At 37.8% G+C, this 21,233-nt stretch carries 18 protein-coding genes; 3 read left to right on the top strand and 15 right to left on the bottom strand.

Going from position 1 to position 21,233, the window contains the following annotated elements; genetic code table 11:
• The first annotated feature begins 77 nt into the window (after positions 1-77).
• The 3 genes from H0184_RS20840 to H0184_RS20830 all read left to right on the top strand — a co-directional run bounded on the left by H0184_RS20840 (position 78) and on the right by H0184_RS20830 (position 3,246).
• Positions 78-1,385 (top strand): extracellular solute-binding protein, encoded by a 1,308-nt coding sequence (locus H0184_RS20840; protein WP_396953612.1) that lies wholly within the window; start codon positions 78-80, stop codon positions 1,383-1,385.
• A 72-nt stretch (positions 1,386-1,457) separates the two neighbouring features.
• The gene (locus H0184_RS20835; protein WP_221828022.1) at positions 1,458-2,336 is read left to right on the top strand and encodes a carbohydrate ABC transporter permease; all 879 of its coding nucleotides are present in this window, start codon (positions 1,458-1,460) and stop codon (positions 2,334-2,336) included.
• Between the two features lie 16 nt (positions 2,337-2,352).
• Positions 2,353-3,246 carry a carbohydrate ABC transporter permease gene (locus H0184_RS20830; RefSeq protein WP_221828020.1) on the top strand — a complete coding sequence of 298 codons (894 nt, stop codon included), beginning with the start codon at positions 2,353-2,355 and terminating at the stop codon, positions 3,244-3,246.
• A 105-nt stretch (positions 3,247-3,351) separates the two neighbouring features.
• Here H0184_RS20830 and H0184_RS20825 read toward each other — a convergent pair whose 3' ends face one another.
• From H0184_RS20825 to H0184_RS20755, 15 genes are all read right to left on the bottom strand, one after another.
• A complete protein-coding gene (locus H0184_RS20825; RefSeq protein WP_221828018.1) occupies positions 3,352-3,978 on the bottom strand; it encodes a YesL family protein in 627 nt (208 codons plus the stop codon).
• Positions 3,979-4,179: 201 nt separating this feature from the next.
• Positions 4,180-4,785 (bottom strand): polysaccharide deacetylase family protein, encoded by a 606-nt coding sequence (locus tag H0184_RS20820; RefSeq protein ID WP_221828016.1) that lies wholly within the window; start codon positions 4,783-4,785, stop codon positions 4,180-4,182.
• 13 nt (positions 4,786-4,798) lie between these two features.
• A complete protein-coding gene (locus H0184_RS20815; protein WP_221828014.1) occupies positions 4,799-5,782 on the bottom strand; it encodes an aldo/keto reductase in 984 nt (327 codons plus the stop codon).
• Between the two features lie 50 nt (positions 5,783-5,832).
• On the bottom strand, positions 5,833-9,252 hold the full coding sequence (locus H0184_RS20810) for a glycoside hydrolase family 2 TIM barrel-domain containing protein (RefSeq protein ID WP_221828012.1): 3,420 nt from the start codon (positions 9,250-9,252) through the stop codon (positions 5,833-5,835).
• Positions 9,253-9,267: 15 nt separating this feature from the next.
• Positions 9,268-9,933 (bottom strand): SGNH/GDSL hydrolase family protein, encoded by a 666-nt coding sequence (locus H0184_RS20805; RefSeq protein ID WP_221828010.1) that lies wholly within the window; start codon positions 9,931-9,933, stop codon positions 9,268-9,270.
• A gap of 47 nt (positions 9,934-9,980) precedes the next feature.
• Positions 9,981-10,427: an MATE family efflux transporter gene (locus tag H0184_RS20800; protein WP_260631708.1), complete on the bottom strand. Its 447-nt coding sequence runs from the start codon at positions 10,425-10,427 to the stop codon at positions 9,981-9,983.
• A gap of 14 nt (positions 10,428-10,441) precedes the next feature.
• A complete protein-coding gene (locus H0184_RS20795; RefSeq protein WP_221828137.1) occupies positions 10,442-12,496 on the bottom strand; it encodes an alpha-glucuronidase family glycosyl hydrolase in 2,055 nt (684 codons plus the stop codon).
• A gap of 84 nt (positions 12,497-12,580) precedes the next feature.
• Complete coding sequence (uxuA, locus tag H0184_RS20790) at positions 12,581-13,636, bottom strand: mannonate dehydratase (RefSeq protein WP_221828008.1); 1,056 nt, start codon at positions 13,634-13,636, stop codon at positions 12,581-12,583.
• A gap of 124 nt (positions 13,637-13,760) precedes the next feature.
• Positions 13,761-14,456: a YesL family protein gene (locus tag H0184_RS20785; protein ID WP_221828006.1), complete on the bottom strand. Its 696-nt coding sequence runs from the start codon at positions 14,454-14,456 to the stop codon at positions 13,761-13,763.
• A gap of 217 nt (positions 14,457-14,673) precedes the next feature.
• Positions 14,674-16,299 (bottom strand): ABC transporter substrate-binding protein, encoded by a 1,626-nt coding sequence (locus tag H0184_RS20780; RefSeq protein WP_221828004.1) that lies wholly within the window; start codon positions 16,297-16,299, stop codon positions 14,674-14,676.
• A 70-nt stretch (positions 16,300-16,369) separates the two neighbouring features.
• The gene (locus H0184_RS20775; RefSeq protein WP_221828001.1) at positions 16,370-17,242 is read right to left on the bottom strand and encodes a carbohydrate ABC transporter permease; all 873 of its coding nucleotides are present in this window, start codon (positions 17,240-17,242) and stop codon (positions 16,370-16,372) included.
• Positions 17,243-17,255: 13 nt separating this feature from the next.
• Positions 17,256-18,227 (bottom strand): ABC transporter permease, encoded by a 972-nt coding sequence (locus H0184_RS20770; RefSeq protein ID WP_221827999.1) that lies wholly within the window; start codon positions 18,225-18,227, stop codon positions 17,256-17,258.
• Between the two features lie 160 nt (positions 18,228-18,387).
• Positions 18,388-19,182 (bottom strand): Nif3-like dinuclear metal center hexameric protein, encoded by a 795-nt coding sequence (locus tag H0184_RS20765; protein WP_221827997.1) that lies wholly within the window; start codon positions 19,180-19,182, stop codon positions 18,388-18,390.
• Positions 19,183-19,230: 48 nt separating this feature from the next.
• Positions 19,231-20,076: an SDR family oxidoreductase gene (locus tag H0184_RS20760; protein ID WP_221827995.1), complete on the bottom strand. Its 846-nt coding sequence runs from the start codon at positions 20,074-20,076 to the stop codon at positions 19,231-19,233.
• Positions 20,077-20,162: 86 nt separating this feature from the next.
• Positions 20,163-21,170 carry an endo-1,4-beta-xylanase gene (locus tag H0184_RS20755; protein ID WP_221827993.1) on the bottom strand — a complete coding sequence of 336 codons (1,008 nt, stop codon included), beginning with the start codon at positions 21,168-21,170 and terminating at the stop codon, positions 20,163-20,165.
• Between the last annotated feature and the right edge of the window lie 63 nt (positions 21,171-21,233).

Genomic DNA, 21,233 nt, shown 5'->3' with positions numbered 1-21,233 from the left:
TTTTGATTATGTCTAAGGTGGTAAACTTTAATTGTTAGATATAAATAAATAAAAACAATCAAGGGGGTTTTAGTATGTTGAAAAAGAAAGCGGTTACCGCTGCGTTATCTTTGGCATTAATGGGTGGTCTTGTATTAGGCGGCTGTTCATCATCATCTAGTAAATCTGAAGATACAAGTAAGTCGAGCGGTGACAAAACAGTTGTAAAAATGATGCATTTATGGCCTGAAGGAAGTGCAAAAGCTCAGTATACAATTGTGGATGACATTATCAAAACGTATGAAAAAGAGCATCCCGATATCGATATTCAAACAGAAATATTAGGAAATGAACAATACAAAGAAAAAATAAAGGTATTATCCGCTTCAAATGAGCTTCCAGACATTGGGATTACTTGGGCTGCTGGATATATGAAACCTTTCGTTGAAGGAAATATGTTTGCACCATTAGATGATATTGTCCAAGAAGACAAGTTCGTTGCTGGTACACTTGATGCATTTTCAGTTGACCAAAAGCCATACGCTATACCTCTTGAATTAAATATTGCTCCAGTGTATTACAACAAAGAAATTTTTAAGAAGTATGACTTAGAAGTTCCAAAAACATATGATGAGTTTTTAAAAGTTGTTAAAACACTTTCTGATAACGATGTTACACCAATCACAGTTGGAAACAAAGACCGCTGGACTGGCTCTATGTGGTATATGTACCTTGCAGACCGTATCGGCGGCCCTGAAACATTAAATAATGCAATTAATCGTACCGGCAGTTTTGAAGATCCGGCTTTAGTTAAAGCAGCTGAAGAAATTACAAAACTTGTTGACATGGATGCATTTGTTAAAGGATTTAACGGACTTTCAAACGATGAAGCAAAAGGTTACTTTATGAATGAGCAAGCTGCCATGTACATTATGGGCACTTGGGAATTACCAAACTATACCACTAGCCCAGATGTTGACCAGAAATTTAAAGACAAAGTCGGTTACTTCAAGTTTCCAGCTTATGAAGGTGGAAAAGGCAACATTGATAGCTTTGTAGGAGGACCTGGAGTCGCTTTATTCGCATCTGAACAATCTAAAGTAAAAGATGAAGCGAAACAATTTATTTCTTACTTAGTTGATGAATGGGGCAAACGTTCCGTTGTTGAAGCTGGTGTGATTCCTGCAACAACTGTTGATACATCCGGCAGCGATCTTGCACAAATGTACATTGACATTCTTAATGACTTAGGAAATGCTACAAATATTACACTTTATGCGGATGTTCAAATGTCTGCTGGCGTTGCTGATGTGCACTTAAATCAGATTCAAGCATTATTTGGCGGACAATCAACACCTAAAGAGTTTACAAAAGCACAAGAAGAGGCTCTTGCTTCTGAGAAATAATCATGCTTTATAAGAGGGCATATTGATAAAAATATGTCCTCTTCTTTATAGAAAGGTAGGGGACGAACCAACATGAAAAATGTTATGTCGAATAAATTCGTTATCACCCTTTATACTCTCCCGGCTTTACTTCTCATTTTAGTCCTTATCTATATTCCTATTACATTATCAGGTTATTACGGTCTCATGGATTGGGACGGAATTGGAGAGATGAAGTTTATTGGGTTAGAGAATTATGTAACCCTGGTTCAGGATAAAGTTTTCTGGACAAGTACTTGGCATTCTTTTCAATTAGCCATTTTCTCCGCAGTTAGTTTGCTGCTATACTTAGGGATTTCACTTGTTCTAGCCAGCAAAATTAAAGGTTCTGATTTATTACGTAAGATTTATTTAATTCCAATGCTCTTATCATCAGTTGCGATTGCCCAGCTTTGGATGAAGATTTTTGATCCAAATAACGGAATGGCCAACAGATTACTTGAAATCTTTGGCGTGGAAAATACACCATTATGGTTAGCGGATCCAGAAATCGCTCTTTATTCCATTTTCATTCCAGTTATCTGGCAATATGCAGGATTTTATATTCTTATTTATTACGCAGCATTAAAAAATGTACCAGATGAAGTAATCGAAGCTGCAAAAATTGATGGAGCTAATGCATTACAAATTGCGTTTAGAATTAAACTGCCGCTTATTTCTGGCATATTTAAAGTAACGATTATGCTGGCAGTAGTTGGATCATTGAAATATTTTGACTTGATTTATGTAATGACCGGCGGAGGACCAAACGGTGCAAGTGAAGTAATGGCCTCTTACATGTACAAGGAAGCATTTAAATTGAATAACTTTGGTTATGGTAGTGCACTTGGATTCGGCCTATTAGTCATCTGTCTAGTCATGACTTGGTTAACATCGAAACTAACGAAATCTAATGATGATGTTCAATTTTAAGGGGGAGTGAAACAAGATGAGTAAGGTTAGTACACAACCAGTAACAACAAACCTTTCCGTACCCAAAACTACAAAGAAATCTTACTTGAACAAAATCGGATTTGGATTTCTTTATCTAATATTAGGGGCATTTGCTATTATTCAGATTTACCCATTAATATGGCTGGTTTTCTTTTCACTGAAAACCAATCAAGAAGTATTCGGAATGTCTCCCTTCTCTTTACCGCAAGATCCAAATTGGGAAAACTATACAAGAGCATGGACTTCAGGAAATATTGGATTATACTTTTTCAACAGCGTCTGGATTACGATACTATCAGTCGTCCTAACCACCATTCTTGCTAGTCTGGTAACGTTTGCCGTAACAAGGATGCATTGGAAACTAAGTGGTCTAGTACTTGGGTTATTTTTAGTCGCTTACATGATACCGCTGCATTCAACAATCATTCCTTTGTTTAACATGTATAACAATGTGAATTTAATTGATAGTCCAGTATCGATTGTATTGTCATACACAACCTTTAACTTACCATTAACGATTATGATCCTGCTTGGTTTTTATAGAACGTTCCCGCGTGAAATTGAGGAAGCAGCAGTTATGGATGGGTGCTCGGTTCACCGAATCTTCTTCCAAATCACCCTGCCAATGACCGTGCCTGTACTATCAACCACTGCGATTATTAACATGATTTACAACTGGAATGAATTCGTCTTTGTAAACACATTCATCAGTTCTGATAAATGGAAAACACTAACTGTCGGAATCAACAACTTTGTAGGTCAATATTTAACTGATTGGGGCGCCATTGGTGCAACTCTTGTAATTAGTATCATACCAATTCTGCTTACCTTCTTATTCTTAAGTAACAAGATTGTTGAGGGTATGGCAGCTGGTTCAGTCAAAGGCTGATTAGTAAAAAAATTATTTTTTAAACGCAAAAAGACAGATAGAAGAGTTTCTTCTTTTAAAGAAACACTTCCTATCTGTCTTTTTAGTTGAACTCTTATTAAGAAACTATGTCATCTGTTTCTTTTTGTCTACTTTATTAAATGCTAGATAACCTGATGCCATTATTATAGCTGCACAAAGGCTGCCGCCAAAGAAGAAGCCTAAACCTGGAATGTAATTTACCACAAAAAGCAAGGCAGCTATACCAGCGATCATGACTAGATTTTGAAGAGGATTAATGAGCATGATTAAAAATGAATTTTTAATCACCTGCATCAGTTTTAACTCATAATGAACATAAACCGGAAATAAGTAAAATATGGTCATGACTACTGCAAACATAAACAAGTAAAGAGGGATTTGAATGCTGTTCATAAGATCATTCTCAGAATTCTTCATATAAACCAAATCTAGGACAATAAGCCCGCCTACTGCCGCAACGATTAAGCCTAACCCATTACTGCGCAGGAACTCCGATTTATAGGTAGTCCAAAAGGTTCGAAATATCGGTATGTCCCTTTCTCCCATTATCCATTTACGAATGACCGCAAACATCGAAATCGTGGCAGGAAAAAAACCTAGAAAAATTAAACCGACCAACGAAAATCCAATCCATAATAAATTAATATAAGCAAATCTGGCAATCCATTCAGTCGCTGAATAGATCCGATTTACAGAGTTACTTCCATTCAATCTAATCCCTCCAGACAATAAATACTCATGTTGTGTTGAGGCTGCCACCTCAGTCAACTATTATTCTGAAATAATACGCAGTATATATCTATTATATAATAGGTTATCTATTATGAGTGCCCATTATCAAATAATATTATATGAAAGCAAAAAATCAAAAGGAAGCACAAAAAGATTATTTGAGCTTCCTCTAACTAACGATTATTTAACTTGTTTTAATAGTTCACTGACGGTTACTAGCTGATAGTCTTGTGATATTAATTCGGAAACAAGCATTCGCACTGCTTCTATGGTTTGTGATCGGTCACCATAGCCATCATGAAAAATTAGAATGCTTCCATTTTCTACAACATCCCTTGATTTTCCCAAGATATGCTCCACGCCGGGCTGTTCCCAATCCTGTGCCTCTAGATTTACCGCACCAATCATAGGATATCCCTTCTGCTGCAATAGTGAAACCGTATCCTGATTATAATCAAAGTAAGGAGGACGAAAGACAACAGGTTTCCTGCCAGCCAACTCCACTGCAAATTTTTCTGTTTGTTCAATCTCCGCTAAACAATCATCTATGCTTAACTGAGATAGCTTTGGATGGCTGAAAGTATGATTCCCAATTTCGTGACCCCCTTCTGCAACTTGTTTTACAACCTCGGGGTGGCTCTTCATTTGTTCACCTATCATGAAGAAAGTAGCCTTTGCTTTTGCTTCTGAAAAAATCTCTAATATTTGCGGCGTGTATAACGGATTTGGACCATCATCAAATGTAATGGCAACCATCCTCTGTGATGTATGAACTTCATTAATCATCACGCACACTCCTTTAATAAGGGCCTCTTATAAAATCTTTTACCTTTTCCTGATAAAAGCGTTGTATTTCTTGCTTTTCTTCAGACGAAAATGGTTTTGTATCCAAAGCAGAGAGATTGTCCTCAACTTGTTTAACATTTTTAAATCCAGGAATGATACATGAAATTTCTTTTTGATCTAGTATCCAGCGCAGTGCTGCACTAGCCATTGACTTACGTCCTTCTGCAATCCACTTTAACTCATCAGCTAACTCGACACCCTTACGAAATCCTAGACCGGCAAAGGTTTCCCCTACATTAAAAGCCTCTCCATTTTCATTAAAGCGGCGATGATCGTCTTCTTCAAACACATGGTCTGTGGTAAATTTACCAGTCAGCAGTCCACTGGCAAGCGGTAATCGAACAAGAAGACCTACCCCTTTTTGATAAGCCTCAGGTATTAAGTTTTCTAATGGCTTTTGACGGAACATATTAAATATGATTTGCAGACTCTTAACATTAGGATTCTCTAGGCAAATAAGTCCCTCTTCGACTGTTTCCACACTAACTCCATAATGGCGGATTTTTCCCTCTTTCTTGAGACGGTCTAGTACTTCAAAGACACTTCCGTCTTTCAAGATTTCTGTTGCAGGGCAATGAATCTGGTACAAATCAATCGCTTCTCTGTTTAAACGGCGGAGGCTGTCTTCACAATAAGAGCTTACTCTTTCATAGCTGTAATTTTTCGGATCAAAAATATCACCCTGACGGCAGAACTTGGTTGCAATATGTATCTGATCTTCCCTGCCCTTTGTCGCCTTAGCCAATAGCTCTTCACTATGACCATCACCATACACATCAGCTGTATCGAAAAAATTCACACCTTTGTCGATTGCATATTCTAGGGATTTCAGGGCTTCTGCATCGCTTGTTTTTCCCCATGCCCCTCCGATTGCCCACGTTCCAAAGCTGACTTCACTAATCTTTATCCCTGTATTTCCTAATTCACGATAATTCATGGTAACAACTCCCTTTTATTTATACAGTTCTTCCTTCTTTATTCCATCCTTTACCGTTCAAAACGGAAACTGCCAAAGTCAAAGTTTGAACCTGGCAGGAATATAAAGGTTACTTTTTGTACTCCAGTTATTTTTTCTAATTCAAATACCCGCTCAACGTATTCATCGGATTGTGTGAATTCAACTAATTGATTGCTTTCGCTATCCTGACTGGCAAAGGTGATATGAATCGTATTTTTATCAATTGGCGATTTGCCTTTAATGACAAGTTTTGTACAGCCTTCACTTGTAAAATCCATCTCTTCAAATTCTAGAGAGACATTATTGCCTATACCCTCCACGTAATGTTCATTCATAACAAACGTATCACCGTAGATGTAGTTACATTCAGCAGCATTGTTTTGATTAAATGCACGATTCTGTTTTTCAAACGAAAATCCCTTGATATGCACCTTCTTTTGAAGGACAAAACAAATTGATGTAATGCCGCGGAGTCTCTTTGACAAAACATAGGTCTCCTCTTGATATACATTCCACTTGGATTCCTTTTGATAAATGACATCTGCAACCAATTCACTTCCAGACTCATCAGGCATTCCCTCCCATATCTGCAGGGAATATTCCTCGTTTGACAAAGCAAAGATTGGAAGAGTGATGGTGTCAGAGCCATACAGACCAAAGTCGATGTCATGGAAACCTACCTGTGTTTCACCATCCCGGCTAGTCGCCACTCCTCTTTCATTTCCGTTCCCAACTTCCCCTTTGCTGTAATCATATAAACCTGCTGAGATAAAACCATAGGGATCTTTATAAGCAGTCCCAAGATCCTCTGCATTGAATTCCAGTTGAGATATCAATTTTGTCTTGTCGGTACCATTTTTACTCGTACAACGTACTCTAAATTCACCATCACCTAAAGCGGTGATTTTTGCTTCATGACCAAATGCCTCTACCTTTGCAATGTTTGAAAGAATTCCTGCTTCATTCACCACACTCCACTCTACTTCTTGATAAGAAGTATCCTGGGGATGCAGCTTTGCATGGACAACCATCTCTTTTCTTGAGTCGTCAAACAATTGTCCTGATTCACTGATAATTTCGATTTTGCGGACAGGTATTTCTTCCATGCTGCCCATCACAACAGGTAAGTCCTGATTGTTCATAATGGCAGAAATTCCTTCTGCATTTCCATCTAATATTGGAAGAGACACAAATTCTGCCATTTTCGTCTCTAGACCTATGGAAGATACTTCGATATTAATACTGCCTGGCTTCAATGATGCTCCTATGATGGCCATTAACTTGCCGCTGAATAATCTTCTGCTTTTCCCTTTGTACTGGTCGTAATCAGTACTATCCCCATTATCCAGACCAAGTAAACGACCTGCGCCCGTAACATTCACATTTACCCGGTTAGCAGCATTCTCAACTGGATTGCCATTTTCATCTTCCATACTAATTTCGACAAAAATTAAATCCGTCCCATCTGCCATAAGTTCCTTTTTATCCGCTTGGAGGACTATCTTCTTTGCATCTCCAAATGATCTTTTTACATCAGTTGCGATTACTTTTCCTGTCTCATCATAAGCAATTGCCCTTAATTCTCCCTCTTGATAAGGGAGTTTCCACCACCCGACTAGTTCCTTCCCGTGTATATGGTCAATATCATGGGTGCCAATGGTAACACCATTCAATTGCAGCTCAATTTTAGGTGCATTCGAACACACCCTTACATCGATGGTTTGACCATTATTAAAGTCCCAATAAGGAAAAATGTGCACCATCGGGTTTGACTCGTAATCTGTCCATTCTGCTTGATAAATATAATAAGAATCCTTCTTAAAGGTAGCCGTATCAATTTGCCCTAGGTAGGAATTCTTAGTATGATATGGTGTTGGTTCACCGATATAGTCAAATCCTGTCCAAATAAATTGGCCAAGCGAAAAAGGAGTATCGCGGTCTGCTATTATACAGGCCTCTGTTGACTTGGCACCCCAGCTGGTTGAACTATTTCCAAGTGCAGAGCATTGCTCGTCATCGTCCGCCAGTATTGATTTTTCATACGGAAAGTGATAAATTCCTCTGCTTTGGACAGTAGACGCGGTTTCACTTCCATAGATAATCCAATCCGGATGCTCTTCATGTTGTCTTTGATAATATTTTTCTGCATAGTTATAACCTGCGACCTTAACGATGTCTGCACATTTTTGAGCATTCTCCCAGGGCATATAATTAGACCCAATGGTCACACTTGCATTTTCTTTCGGATCGTATTTTCGTACCTCATCCAAAAGCATTTTTGTTATTTCCTGCCCTCTTTGATCGGCATGGGTATCATAAATTTCATTTCCTATGCTCCACATCAGCAAGCTGGGATGATTCCGATCCCGCATGACCCAGCTTTTCACATCTAATGGAGCCCATTCCTTAAAATATCTTGCGTAATCAAAGGTTGTTTTTGATCGTTCCCACATATCAAAGGCTTCTGAAACTACCAGCATTCCCATCTCATCCGCTAAATTCATCAGTTCTTTTGCAGGCATATTGTGAGCAGTCCGGATGGCGTTAACACCCATTTCCTTCAGTATGATAAACCTTCTTTTTAAAGCTGCTTTATTGAACGCAGCTCCTAAAGCTCCTAAATCATGATGTTCACAAACACCATTTAATTTCATCCTAACTCCATTTAAGAAAAAACCTTGCTGAGGATCAAGGTTAATGGTTCGAAACCCTATATTCTGAGATATGAATTCAATTTCCAGGTCCTTCTCAGCTGACTGTAACCGGGTTGTGAGCTGATATAGATTCGGTTCATCAGGGCTCCATACATCAGGACTTCTGATCATTAGCACTTGCCGGTTCCGTATACTAAAATCTTTACCTGCTATGACCGTCACCGAAGCAGCAGCAATCATTTGACCTTTATACGAAATCGTATGAGAAAGCTGTACATCTTCATTGATAATTAATTCTGTGTCGACTTCTACCTCCCAGCCATCCTCTCTCTGGTTTGTGGTAATGTAAATTCCATCACTCACAATATAGGAATTAGTCCTAGTCTTCAGCCATACATTGCGATAGATGCCTGCACCCGAATACCATCGGCTATTTGGGCTCTGGTGTACAACCTTGACCAGAATTTCATTTTCTCCCTCCATGAGCTTTTCGGTAATCTCGTGCTCAAATGAGGAATAACCGTATTTCCATTCTCCTATCCACTGTCCATTCACATAAAGGGAAGAATCCATATAAACACCATCAAAACACAGGAGAACATGCTCTTCTTCTTTCGTATATGAAAATGTTTTACGATACCAGCCGATACTGTTTTCATAAAGGTCCAATGTATTATAAATAAGCCAATCATGGGGCAGGTCGACCGCCTCAAATTTCAAAGTCGCGCTATCTGTAATCTCCAGGCTGCTTTTGGCAAATTCCCACCCATCATTAAAAAGTGTTTTCTGGTTCATGTTGGTGTACTCCCTTTACTCTAGTTTCGACCGATCCCAATTAAAGCCGATTTCCTTTAAGAAGGCTCTGGCCAGTACGATATGACCTGCAGCGGATGGATGGACACGGTCCCAAGCTAATGCTGCCGGATATAGGCTCCCTAATACCTCATTAAAGGCTGCTTGAGTATCCACGAATAAACAACCATACTCTTCTGCTGCTTTTCTGACCACTAGCCCATATTGATCCATTGTCTGGCGCATTGGATCCTGTTCATTGTTTTCTAAATAAAATGGGGTCATTAGGACAAGTCCTTTTACTAAAGGCTTTGTTTCTGCCACAAGTTTCCGCAGCGTTTCCTCATATTCATCTATATACACATGCTTTTCTTTGATAAAAGGAACGTCATACTGGCGCCAAACATCATTTATACCAATCATAATTCCTAACCAGTCGGGCTTCTGGTCAATTACATCATCCTGCCATCTTTTCTTTAAATCACGAACAGTATTTCCACTGATTCCCTTATTAACCACTCGAATTCCCAACTCCGGATATACGGCTGACAAGAGGCCATTTACAAAAGAAACATAACCATTTCCATGAGCACCAAACAATCCTTCACCCTCTGGCTTAGCCCTGTCGCAATCTGTGATGGAATCACCAATAAATAATAGTTTTTGACCTGTTTCAATCTTCATTTTACTTTCCTCCCAATTCCACAGATTCTACTAACTTTTCCGGATAGCTAAATAGAAACAGAAGATTCTTGCTGAACTAAAACCTTCTTCTCCCATACCCGGCTCTTCCATCTAAAGTACATGGTAATGCCTCTAAACCACTCATCGACGATAAACGCAATCCAAATACCAGGAAGACCCAGCCCCTGATGAATACCTAAGTAATAGGCAAGCGGGACACAAATTCCCCACAGGGAAAGTACTCCGACTTTTACTGAAATTGTAGCATCACCTGTTGCTCGTAATGAACTAATAACCACCAAATTAAAGGTTCTGCCCGGCTCAAGAAGTAAACACATTAAGAGTAAGATACCACCCATGCTGATAATTTCGTTATCATCTGTAAATATCCCTAACATTGGTTCCCTAATAAGTGCAATTACGATAGCCATGACAATCGTGATTGAAAAACTGTATTTTAGGCTTTTTAATAACTGGCGATAAGCACCATACAGGAAATCTATTTTGATTAATAGATTTTTCTATTTAGCTCATCCTTGATTCCAGATTTTCTATAAAAATAGGTATTGATTATATCGCGCCATTCCTTCGAATGTTTTGCTTGTTCTTGTAATCTATTTAAACTATCCTCGAAGCGCTCTTGATCAATCTTATCCTTAAGCTGTAACCAAGATTCAACCAACCCCTCGGCCTCTTCAACCCCCTCAAAATGAGTGTTGTAAATATGCTGGATTACCGTTACACCTGATTTAAGTTTATGTGTGTATGGGACATGATGGAAAAATAACAGCAGTTCGTCTGGACATGTTTCAATGCTTTCAAACCTATCAGTATTTTCCTTAAAATACTGAGAAGTATAGCCGGTACCCGTTTTTACAGTCCGGTCCACCCCAATTCCTTTCCAATCTGCAAAGTGGTATGTTCCCCAAACGTCATATTCATAACCATCCACATTTGGACCGTAATGATGATGTGGGTTTACCATCCAGCCTACACCAAGTGGTGATGTATATTTTTCATAAATACTCCATGATTTTAACAGCATTTTACTAACTGTTTCTTTAACCAATTCATCACTTCCAAAGGTTTGCCCGATCCATTCATCTGTAATATCTTCAGCTGCTAGATCAGGGTTCCACGTCAAGCGCCCAAAACCATATAAATTAGCTTGTGCCAGTGTATGCCCGGTCCAATTATAATCATTACCAATATTGGATACTGCTGTAATCCCACTGTACTTGTATTGGAACAGGGAGCCGTCTACAACCCTTTTGACTTCTGACCCTTCACCTTTTGCATACGTATCAAAGTCAAGGACTTCCTTCCATTGTGGAACCAGGTAACAAAGATGCCTTTGTTGTCCTGTATACTCTTGAGTGACTTGAAATTCCAACATTTGATTGGTCTTTTCCATTGCACCGAATAACGGAGAAACACCTTCACGTACTTGGAAATCCATTGGTCCATTCTTGATTTGTAAAATAACATTGGAATGGAACTGTCCATCTAATGGTTTAAAATGATCGTATGCAGCTCTTGCACGATCCGTAGAGCGGTCACGCCAGTCCTGAAGACAGTTATAAACGAAACATCTCCAAAGCACGATTCCATTAAAAGGCTGAAGTGCTTCTGCGAGCATGTTTGCGCCGTCTGCATGATTTCGTCCATATGTAAATGGACCAGGGCGGTGTTCTGAGTCGGCTTTCACGAGGAAACCGCCAAAGTCAGGGATATAACTGTAAATCTCTTCAGCCTTTTCCTTCCACCATTGTCTAACCTCAGGATCCAATGGATCTGCTGTTGATAAATTTCCAATTGTGATTGTACTTGCATAGTTCACACTAAGGAATGTCGTGATTCCATAAGCTCTAAAAATGGCTGCAACTTCAGCAACCTTCGGAAGTAAGATGCTTGTGATTAAATTGGTCTCAACCTTGTGAACATTTACGTTATTAATGGCAATTCCATTAATTCCAACTGAGGACAGCAATCTTGCATAATCTTCAATTCTATTAAGCTCATCAGAGAATTGATTATCCTTATAAAAAATAGAGTTTCCTGCATAGCCGCGCTCAATACTGCCATCCATATTATCCCACTGGTTTAGCATTCTTAATTGATTTTTAGGATTTTCCAGGATATCGAGCTGTTGTAAATTGTTCCTGCTTTGCATTAAGCGTAATAGATGAAAAACAGCATATAGGACACCTGAATCTCTTTTTCCCACGAGGAATATTTGCTTTTCTTCTCTAGATGTAACAGTTTTTATGACGTACCCGTCATCATTTAGTTGATCAAAGTCAACATCCACTAAATCACCAAGAGAATCCTTTGTAGCTAACACAAGATTTGCTTGCGTTGGTTCTGCAAAGGCAGGCTCAATTCCTAACATAGAAGAAATGGCTGATAAGAGTTCCTTTTTGGCGGTCTCAAGGATTAAAGAATTTCCAAGAACATTAAGGCTGCCCCATAAATGCTTATATTCATTTGATAATGCGCTATTATCAATATTTTTATACTGGAGCCAAGCAGCATAACTGTCTTTATGTTCTACCTTGAACATATCAGTACTATTTTTTGAATTAGTTTCAATTGTGCTATTCATTATTTATCCTCCTAAAAATGATTGACTGTTAGTGTATATCAATTAACCTTCTAATGAATCCCAAATACCTAATAGATACATAATTCCAAGGGCTCGATCATATAAACCATAGCCTGGGCGGCATTTTTCGTCCCAAATATGTCTTCCATGATCAGGCCTAATATATCCTTTAAAGCCACTTTCATGATAAGCTTTCATAATGCCGACGATATCAACTGTTCCATCCTGTCCACGATGTGAAGTCTCAATAAAATCACCATTTTCATAGACCTTTACATTACGAACATGGGCAAAAGGTATACGTTCTGCAAATTCTTTGACCATATTAACGATATCATTACTTGGATTGGAACCTAAAGAACCACTGCAAAGTGTTACACCATTATAAGGACTGTCAACAAGCTTTAACACTCTTCTAATATTCTCTTGATTCGTAATAATACGGGGCAATCCGAAAATAGACCATGGTGGATCATCAGGATGGATGGCCATTTTGATGTCGTTCTCTTCACATACAGGAATAATTGCTTCTAAAAAATACTGCAGATGATTAAATAAATCTTCCTCTGTCACATCCTTATAGGCGTCAAATAGCTTAGTCAGATTTTCTAAGCGCTCTGGCTCCCAGCCGGGCATTGTATAGTCAGGATTATTCCCAATCTTATGGACTAATTCCATTGGGTCAATATCATTTACCCTAGACTTTTCATAAAACAAGGCAGTGGAACCATCTTCTAGTTCCTTAAATAAATCAGTCCTAATCCAGTCAAACACAGGCATAAAGTTATAACAGATAACTTTTACTCCAACTTTTCCCAGCTTTTCAATGGTTCTTTTATAGTTTTCAATATATACATCTCTAGAAGGGAGGCCTAGTTTAATATCTTCATGAACATTTACACTTTCAACCACATCGATATTAAATCCGAATTTCTCGGCTTGCTCCTTAACTTTAAGGATTTTTTCCATCGGCCATTCTTCACCAGCCTGCATATCATGAAGGGCCCAGACAATACTTTCCACACCTGGAATTTGTTTGATTTGCTTTAGACTAACAGAGTCATTTCCTTCTCCATACCACCTAAATCCTACTTGCATTCTTCACACACCCACCTCAAATTTATGATTATCCTGCCAAAAAGTTGGTTTATCGAATCAACAAACTATGTATGAATAACTAGGTATTACCTTTTTACCTATACCTAGTCTATTCCAGGTTGCATTAACCTGCGTTTTCTTGTGAATCAGTAAAATTTATTTTAATATGTTCAATCACTTCTTTACTATTTAGCATGAATAAATAACATACAAGACTTGCTGCAAAAACGATTAAGAAATCAGAAACAATAGATGACAAGAATAATAGAATAATTACAATCCCAATGTTCCCAAAAGTAATCTTTAGCTTCGTAAAGCTATAATAAACGGATAGTTTCCAGATATCTTTTAATCTGAAAGTAAAACCAGCATTTATCAGAAATGCATACATTACAAGAACGATCATTAATATAATGGCAATTGAAAATAGTACCGATAAAATATCGTTGATTGTAGTTGAGTTTGAATTAAAATATTGTAAATCAACAAAAAGAATGTAAAGTACTATTAGCAGCGGCAGCCAAAATTTCATGGTATCCTTAAAATTTATTTTATATCCATGAAAAAAATCCCGTAAAGGAGAAAGATCCTTTTCACGAATTAATTTTCCAATTGAATAAAACAGAGCTGAAATGGAAGGTCCTGTCGGAATAAGGGCTAAAAAATAAATTGTAATATTTGAGAAACTAGGCTCTAACGTCATAAAAAAGAATAGAAATAGTCCATTACATAAGATGAAATAAATATTCGTCATGATCAGCCAATAAATATGACTTGTTAAGGAAAATAAAAGTCCTTCTCCAAATTGTCTTGTTTTCATAAAATATTCTCCCCATCATCATTATTTAGTAAATAGGCTTTGCTTGCTAGGGATTACTCATTGCGTTAAAGGAACAATAATAAAAAATGGCTGTGAACGTGAGAAGTCACCTTTCTCTCCACAACCATAAATATAAAATCTTCAAATAATAAATGAGGCTGCCTGCAATTACTAAAGATAAATTACAGGCAGTTTCTCATATACTTTTATACTTGTTTTATTTGTTTTTCTTGAATTCTTTATAAGATTTGTTTACTAAATCTAGGTACTTATCCATACCTTTTGCTTTTAACTCTTCCACGTGCTTATTCCACTCAGAAATTGGACGTGTACCAGAGATAAATTGTAATGTATTTTGGTCTGTAAGGTCTTTTAATGGTGTGCTTAATAGTGTTGCTTGCTCACGGTCAACTGAACTTAATGGATATGGAGGTTCAGTTTTCACTGGTTCTTTGACTTCTGCCATAGCCTTTTGGAATACTAGTTCTTCTTCACTAAACATTGATTGAAGTAATTCTGTATTTCCGCCGTAAGAGAATACGCCGCCAGAGAATCCGTAATCTACATTAAGAGCCTTTGTACCAGCTGGATTTAATCCAACGTAGTTTACATCTTCAGTTAATGTACGCTTGCCATTTGCATCTTTTGTATAAGTTACGCCTTCAACGCCCCATTTTGTAAGTTCTTTACCTTCTGGGCTGTACCATAACCAATCAATAAATTGCAGCATTGCTTCAAAGTTTGGATCTTCTTTCGCCTTAGACGAAATCATCATACCGTTTTCTAATCTAGAACCAGCCATAAATTGACCAGCAGGTCCACCAGGAACTGTAATTTTTTGGACTTTGAAATTACCTGCACCTAGGTTTGTATCCATTGTTTTACGCATGCTGATAATCTCTTGAGCATTTGTTCCAATCACAAATGATTTACCTGTAACGAATTTAGTAATAGCTTGTTGGTCATCTTGAGTAAGACTCTCTTTATCTAGTAAACCTTCTTCTACTAATTCGCTAAAGTAGGTAACCATATCTTTGTACCCATCCATTGCGCCAGTATAAACAAATTCATCTTTCTTCTCATCAAAAGTTACTCCATTGTAGCCCCATCCTGCTTTTGTTCCAAATCCAGCTGCTAAGAAATTCATTGTAGCCTTCATCTGCCAGCGATCAGAGTAAGGAGTAACATCTGGGTAGATTTCTTTTAATTTCTTTAATGCATCTTTAAACTCTGCCAAAGTTGTTGGAATAGCAATGTTATTCTTTTCAAAAATATCAGTACGTACTGCAAAAGAATAATCTGGCCAAATATTTTCATGCATACCTGGAAGTACGTAGAATTTGCCGTCCTCTTGCTTTAAAGTTTCTAAGTCTGGTTGTAAATTATTTTTTTCAACAAAGTCTTTGAAGTGAGGCATTTTATCAATGTAATCACTTACAGGAAGAATTACACCTGAAGAAACAAATGCAGCTTCTTGACCTGGGTAAGTCTTAGGAATGATAAGCGGAGCATTACCAGAGCTCATTAACAAGCTTCTCTTTTGCTCATAGTCACTCATAGGAACAATAGTTGGTTCTAAAGTAATATTAGTTCTTTTCTTAATTTCCTCAAATAATAGCCAATCTTTTTTCAACGGATAGTTTGGATGATCGCTATAAAGAAATGAGAATGATAGCGGTTCTTTCGCTTTAAATGTAGAGCCAACTTTATAATCATCCACGGCAGCTTTGCTCTTAGGAACTTCTGTTGATGATTCCTTCGAACCACTGCATGCTGCTAGCAGCGAACCAAGCAATGTAATGATTGCTATTAGCAAGAAAAGCTTTTTATTGCCTTTTGACATTTGTTTGTCCTCCCTTTTATCTTTGCAACTTTTTATAATGAACTTATTTCTTCAATAAGTGTCACCCAATTTATTGTTTTACCGAACCTAACATGATACCGCTAACAAAGTACTTTTGAATGAATGGATAAACCATAATGATTGGTAAAACAGTTAATACCATGGTAACTGATTTAATATTTGCGGCTATCTGTGTTAAGTTATCCGCACTTGTTGCACCAGTCGATAATCCAGCGGTTGCCCCTTTAATTAAATTTCTTAAGTAGAGGGTAACAGGGAATAATTCCTTTTGATCAAAATATAGGAAGGCGCTAAACCAAGAGTTCCAATTACCTACTGCATAAAACAAGACCATTGTTGCTAAGATAGGCTTGGATAGAGGCAGAATTATTTTAAAGAGAGTACCATAAGTACTTGACCCATCAATAGAAGCAGCTTCTTCCAACTCTTCCGGAATGTTCTCAAAGAAGGATTTCATAATCAACATATTAAATACACTAATCGCTCCTGGAACAACTACTGCCCAAATTGTGTTTCCCCAGCCAAGCTGTTGAATGAGGATGTAGTTTGGGATAAGTCCCCCTGAAAAAAACATGGTGAAAACGGCGAATTTTGTAAAAAACTGACGCCCAGCCAGACGTTTTTTTGATAGTGCATAAGCAAACATAGTGGTCATCACCATTGAAATGGTGGTTGCAACTACGGTATAAAGAACAGTATTTTTATAGCTGACCCAGAATTGTTGGTCTTTCAAAACAGTTTGATAGGTTTCAATATTAAATCCTTGTGGTATGAGACCTACCTTACCTGCATTAATTTGAGCTTCACCACTAAAGGACTGTGCGACAACATTTAAGAATGGAAATAAGGTCACATAGACAACGAGTAACAGTATAAGCACGTTAATGACTTTAAAAATTTTGTATTGTACGGATTCCTTCATTGTTGCCCCTCCTTTACCACAAACTGCTATCGGTAAGTTTTCTAGAAATTGCATTAGCTGATAAAACCAATGTTAAACCAATCAATGCTTCAAACAATCCGATCGCGGTAGCATAGCTAAAGTTACTAGATTCTAAACCGATACGATATAGATAAGTAGAAATTACGTCAGCTGTTTCATAGTTTAATGGATTGTATAAAAGCAATACCTTTTCAAATCCAACAGCCATTAAGGAACCGATATTTAGTACAAGTAATGTAACAATTGTCGGAAGGATACCTGGAATCGTAATATGTATGGTCTGCTTCCATCTGTTTGCTCCATCAATTTTTGCTGCTTCATATAGTGATTCATCGATATTTGTTAAGGCAGCAAGATAAAGGATCGCTCCCCATCCCATTCCCTGCCACATTTCCGATGTAACATAGATGCCTCTAAACCAACTAGCTTCCTGCATAAAGTAGATCGGCTCTCCACCTAGTGCTGTGATTAGGGCATTGATGGGTCCATTCCCTGCTGTAATTTGCAGAACCATTCCCGCTATAATGACCATCGACAGGAAATGAGGTAAATAAGAAACTGTTTGTACGAATTTTTTGAATTTTTTCGATGTTAATTCATTTAATAACAATGCAAAGATTATTGGTGCTGGAAAACAAAATAGCAATGTCAAACTACTAATCATAAGAGTATTCTTAAATACATGCCAAAAGGTTGGGTCATTAATAAACATTTGAATGTATTGTAACCCTACCCATTCCTCTCCAAAAATACTTCCGCCTGGAATAAATCTTCTAAAGGCGATAATATTCCCCAGCATTGGGAGATATTTAAAAACTAGCAGGTAAATAATCGGTAAAACAAGTAATGAATAAAGCTGCCAATCTTTTTTCAGTAATGCAAGAACTTTAGTTCGCTTGTTGACGTTTAGGTCCGGCAGCACGATATTTTGTGCTGTTTTCTGTACCTGAACCGCTGGTTTCATACGATTCCCCCCTAAAGGTTTCAATCATTAATTAATTTAGTATACTTACCAATTTTAGTTTGTTTGTAGAATGAATAAACTAAGTTTAAATAGATTTTACCACATATTTCGACTTTTGCAAGCGGTTCCAGATGAATAATTATTAATATATTTTTTTCGCTTATATTACCTTTAAAGCTTGCTCTATCGGTATAAAATGGGTTGGAATAATCGGGAAGATTGTTTTTATCCAACCTGCTAAGTAGTTCATTCCAGGTTCTTCACTTTCTGCATGTCCAAGAACGATTAGGTTCTTCTTCTTACCCTGATAATTAGCATCTCTTACATATTCAGGAGTTTCCCATTCTGGTCCTTCACCATAAATAATCAGGTCTAAATCTTCCTTTTCATAAAGCGGGATACATAAGCTTCCCCCGCCTCTATAACCAGCCAAGAGTCCGATACGCTTACAATTCATCGATAAATCTCCTGAAAAGCGTAAATATTGAATCCCTAACATTTCTTTTATATACGCGGAAATTTCTCCTACTGTCATTTGAGGAATGGTTAGAATGGCTGCTGCCGGCTGATTTTCTTCAACGTACGATTGCCACTTAAGCTTTTGAATCAATCCAGCCATTATGCCATCTGGTTTATACCTGTGCCAATAATCATGAAAACGGAAGATTGCCAGGCCAGAATCATTAATTAGCTTGCTTTTCTCATTATAAATCCGATTATCTTCCAAGGATTTTCTATTGTCATGATGACTAAAGTATATTCCCTCATGGGTTATTAGCAGGTTAGCTCCCAAGGATATTGCTTGTTCAATTACCTGCTGTGTAGCCATAAATGCAGTGACTATCCCTTTCACTTCTGTATCTGGATTACCGGACAAAAGGGTATCAACAGTGTTTGGAATACTGTCAATCGGCTCCATTAATTTATCAATGACATTCTGAACCGTTAATGGCATGATGATTTTCACCCTTTCACTGGAATAACAAAAATGTTAATCAAATTATTATACTCCTGAATAAGCCATAAATCCGCCATCCACTGGGACACTTATTCCAGTGACAAATCCACTTGCTTCTTTGTCAACAAGCCATAATAAGGTGCCTAATAAATCCTCTGGTTTACCTAATCTTCTCATTGGGGTGCCTGCTAGAATTTTGTTGGTTCTTTCTGTATTTGTACCATCCGGATTTGTCAAAAGCGCACGGTTTTGTTCTGTTAAAAAGAACCCAGGAGCAATTGCATTCACACGCAGTCCAGCTTCGGCAAAATGAACCGCCAGCCATTTTGTAAAATTCTCAATTGCCGATTTCGCTGCGCTATAAGCCGGTACCTTTGTCATTGGACTTGGTGCACTCATGGATGAGATATTAATGATAGTCCCTTGTGTTTCAATCATGTTTTTCGCAAATATTTGTGTAGGAATAAGTGTTCCAATAAAATTTAAATTGAAGACGAATCCAAATCCCTCAGGCGTCATATCAAAAAAGGTTGTTAACTCGTCACGGGTAAGATCGCTTTTTTCAAAGATTTCTTTTGTTGTGATACCATTAGGATGATTGCCGCCGGCACCATTGATTAATACATCACAGCTGCCATATTCAGCAGAAACTATTTCCTCCGCTCGCTTCACACTTTCAACACTTAATACGTCACATTCGATCGCGAGTGCCTCTCCGCCTGCTGCCTTGATTTCATCTACTACCTTTACAGCCTTCTCATAGGTACGATTTAAAATAGCTACTTTCATACCCTGCCTTCCTAGTTCTCTGGCCATACAGCCGCATAAAACTCCACCGCCGCCTGTAACAACAGCCACTTTTCCCTCTAAATTTGAATTCAACGGTAACATTCTGTTATTCTCCCTTCTCGTTGTCTTAATTGATATTCAGCAAAACTGGCATACCATTGTTAAATATATTTGCTGATATTTTGATATTAAAATTGGACAACCTTCCAAAAAGAGTCTTTAGGTTGTTGATTTTCGTCGAAGAGAAAAGGCCAATTCTTTCTTCCTTTGACAGGAAAATCACTTAACCAAGTATAGTCATCAGCAGCGCCCCAAAACGTTACAGAAGTGATAGAGTCTTGATATTCTCTAAGTAAATGAAATATTTGATGATATCTTTCCGCCTGGATTTCTAACATTCCAGGAGTCGGTTCGGTTAGGTCAGTCCTCTTATCGTCATAATTGAAAACGGATACATCCAACTCTGTAAGATGCAGCTTTAGACCAAGAGTTGCATAGCGTTCAATTGCTGTACGAATATCCTCAAGACTTGGATTAACTAAATTCCAGTGAGCTTGAAGCCCTACACCGTGAATTGGAACACCCTTATCAACTAATGTTTTAACAAGCTTATAGATCTTTTCACGCTTTTGTGGGTTGGACTCATTATAATCATTGTAAAAAATCAGAGCTTCAGGATCAGCCTCATGGGCAAACTCAAACGCCTTTTCGATATAATCCTCACCGATGATTTCTAACCACTTTGTAGATCTATACAATTCAGGTCCCTCATCCGTTACAGCTTCATTTACAACATCCCAGCAGAAAATTGTCCCTTTATATCTTTCCATTACCGCTTTAATATGATTATTCATTCGCTGTAACAGAGTTTCTCTATCAACCTGCTTACCATTAACATCTTGAAATACCCAATCAGGAGTCTGATTATGCCATATCAGTGTGTGACCGCGCATCTTCATACCGTTTCCCTTTGCAAAAGCAGCCAATTCGTCAGCCTTCTCAAAGGTAAATTGACCTTCTTTTGGCTGCAAGCTCTCAAATTTCATATCATTCTCTGCTGTAATACTATTAAAATGCTGAGCTAATAAGTTTCGTTGTGTCACAATTGTTCTCAGGTTAACTGCTGCACCAATGTCAAAGATATTTTCATATTTTTTTTGCAAGGATGGGGCTTCCACACTAGTTTGAGTTGTCATTATTTTTTATACATCTCCTTATGAATATTTGGACAATCGGGTTAGTTTATACAGGCAACAAAC

Source organism: Neobacillus niacini (assembly GCF_019749295.1).
Classification (GTDB): Bacteria; Bacillota; Bacilli; order Bacillales; family Cytobacillaceae; genus Neobacillus; species Neobacillus niacini_D.
The sequence above is the reverse complement of the archived record's forward strand: the minus strand, read 5'-3'. Positions and strand labels throughout refer to the sequence as shown.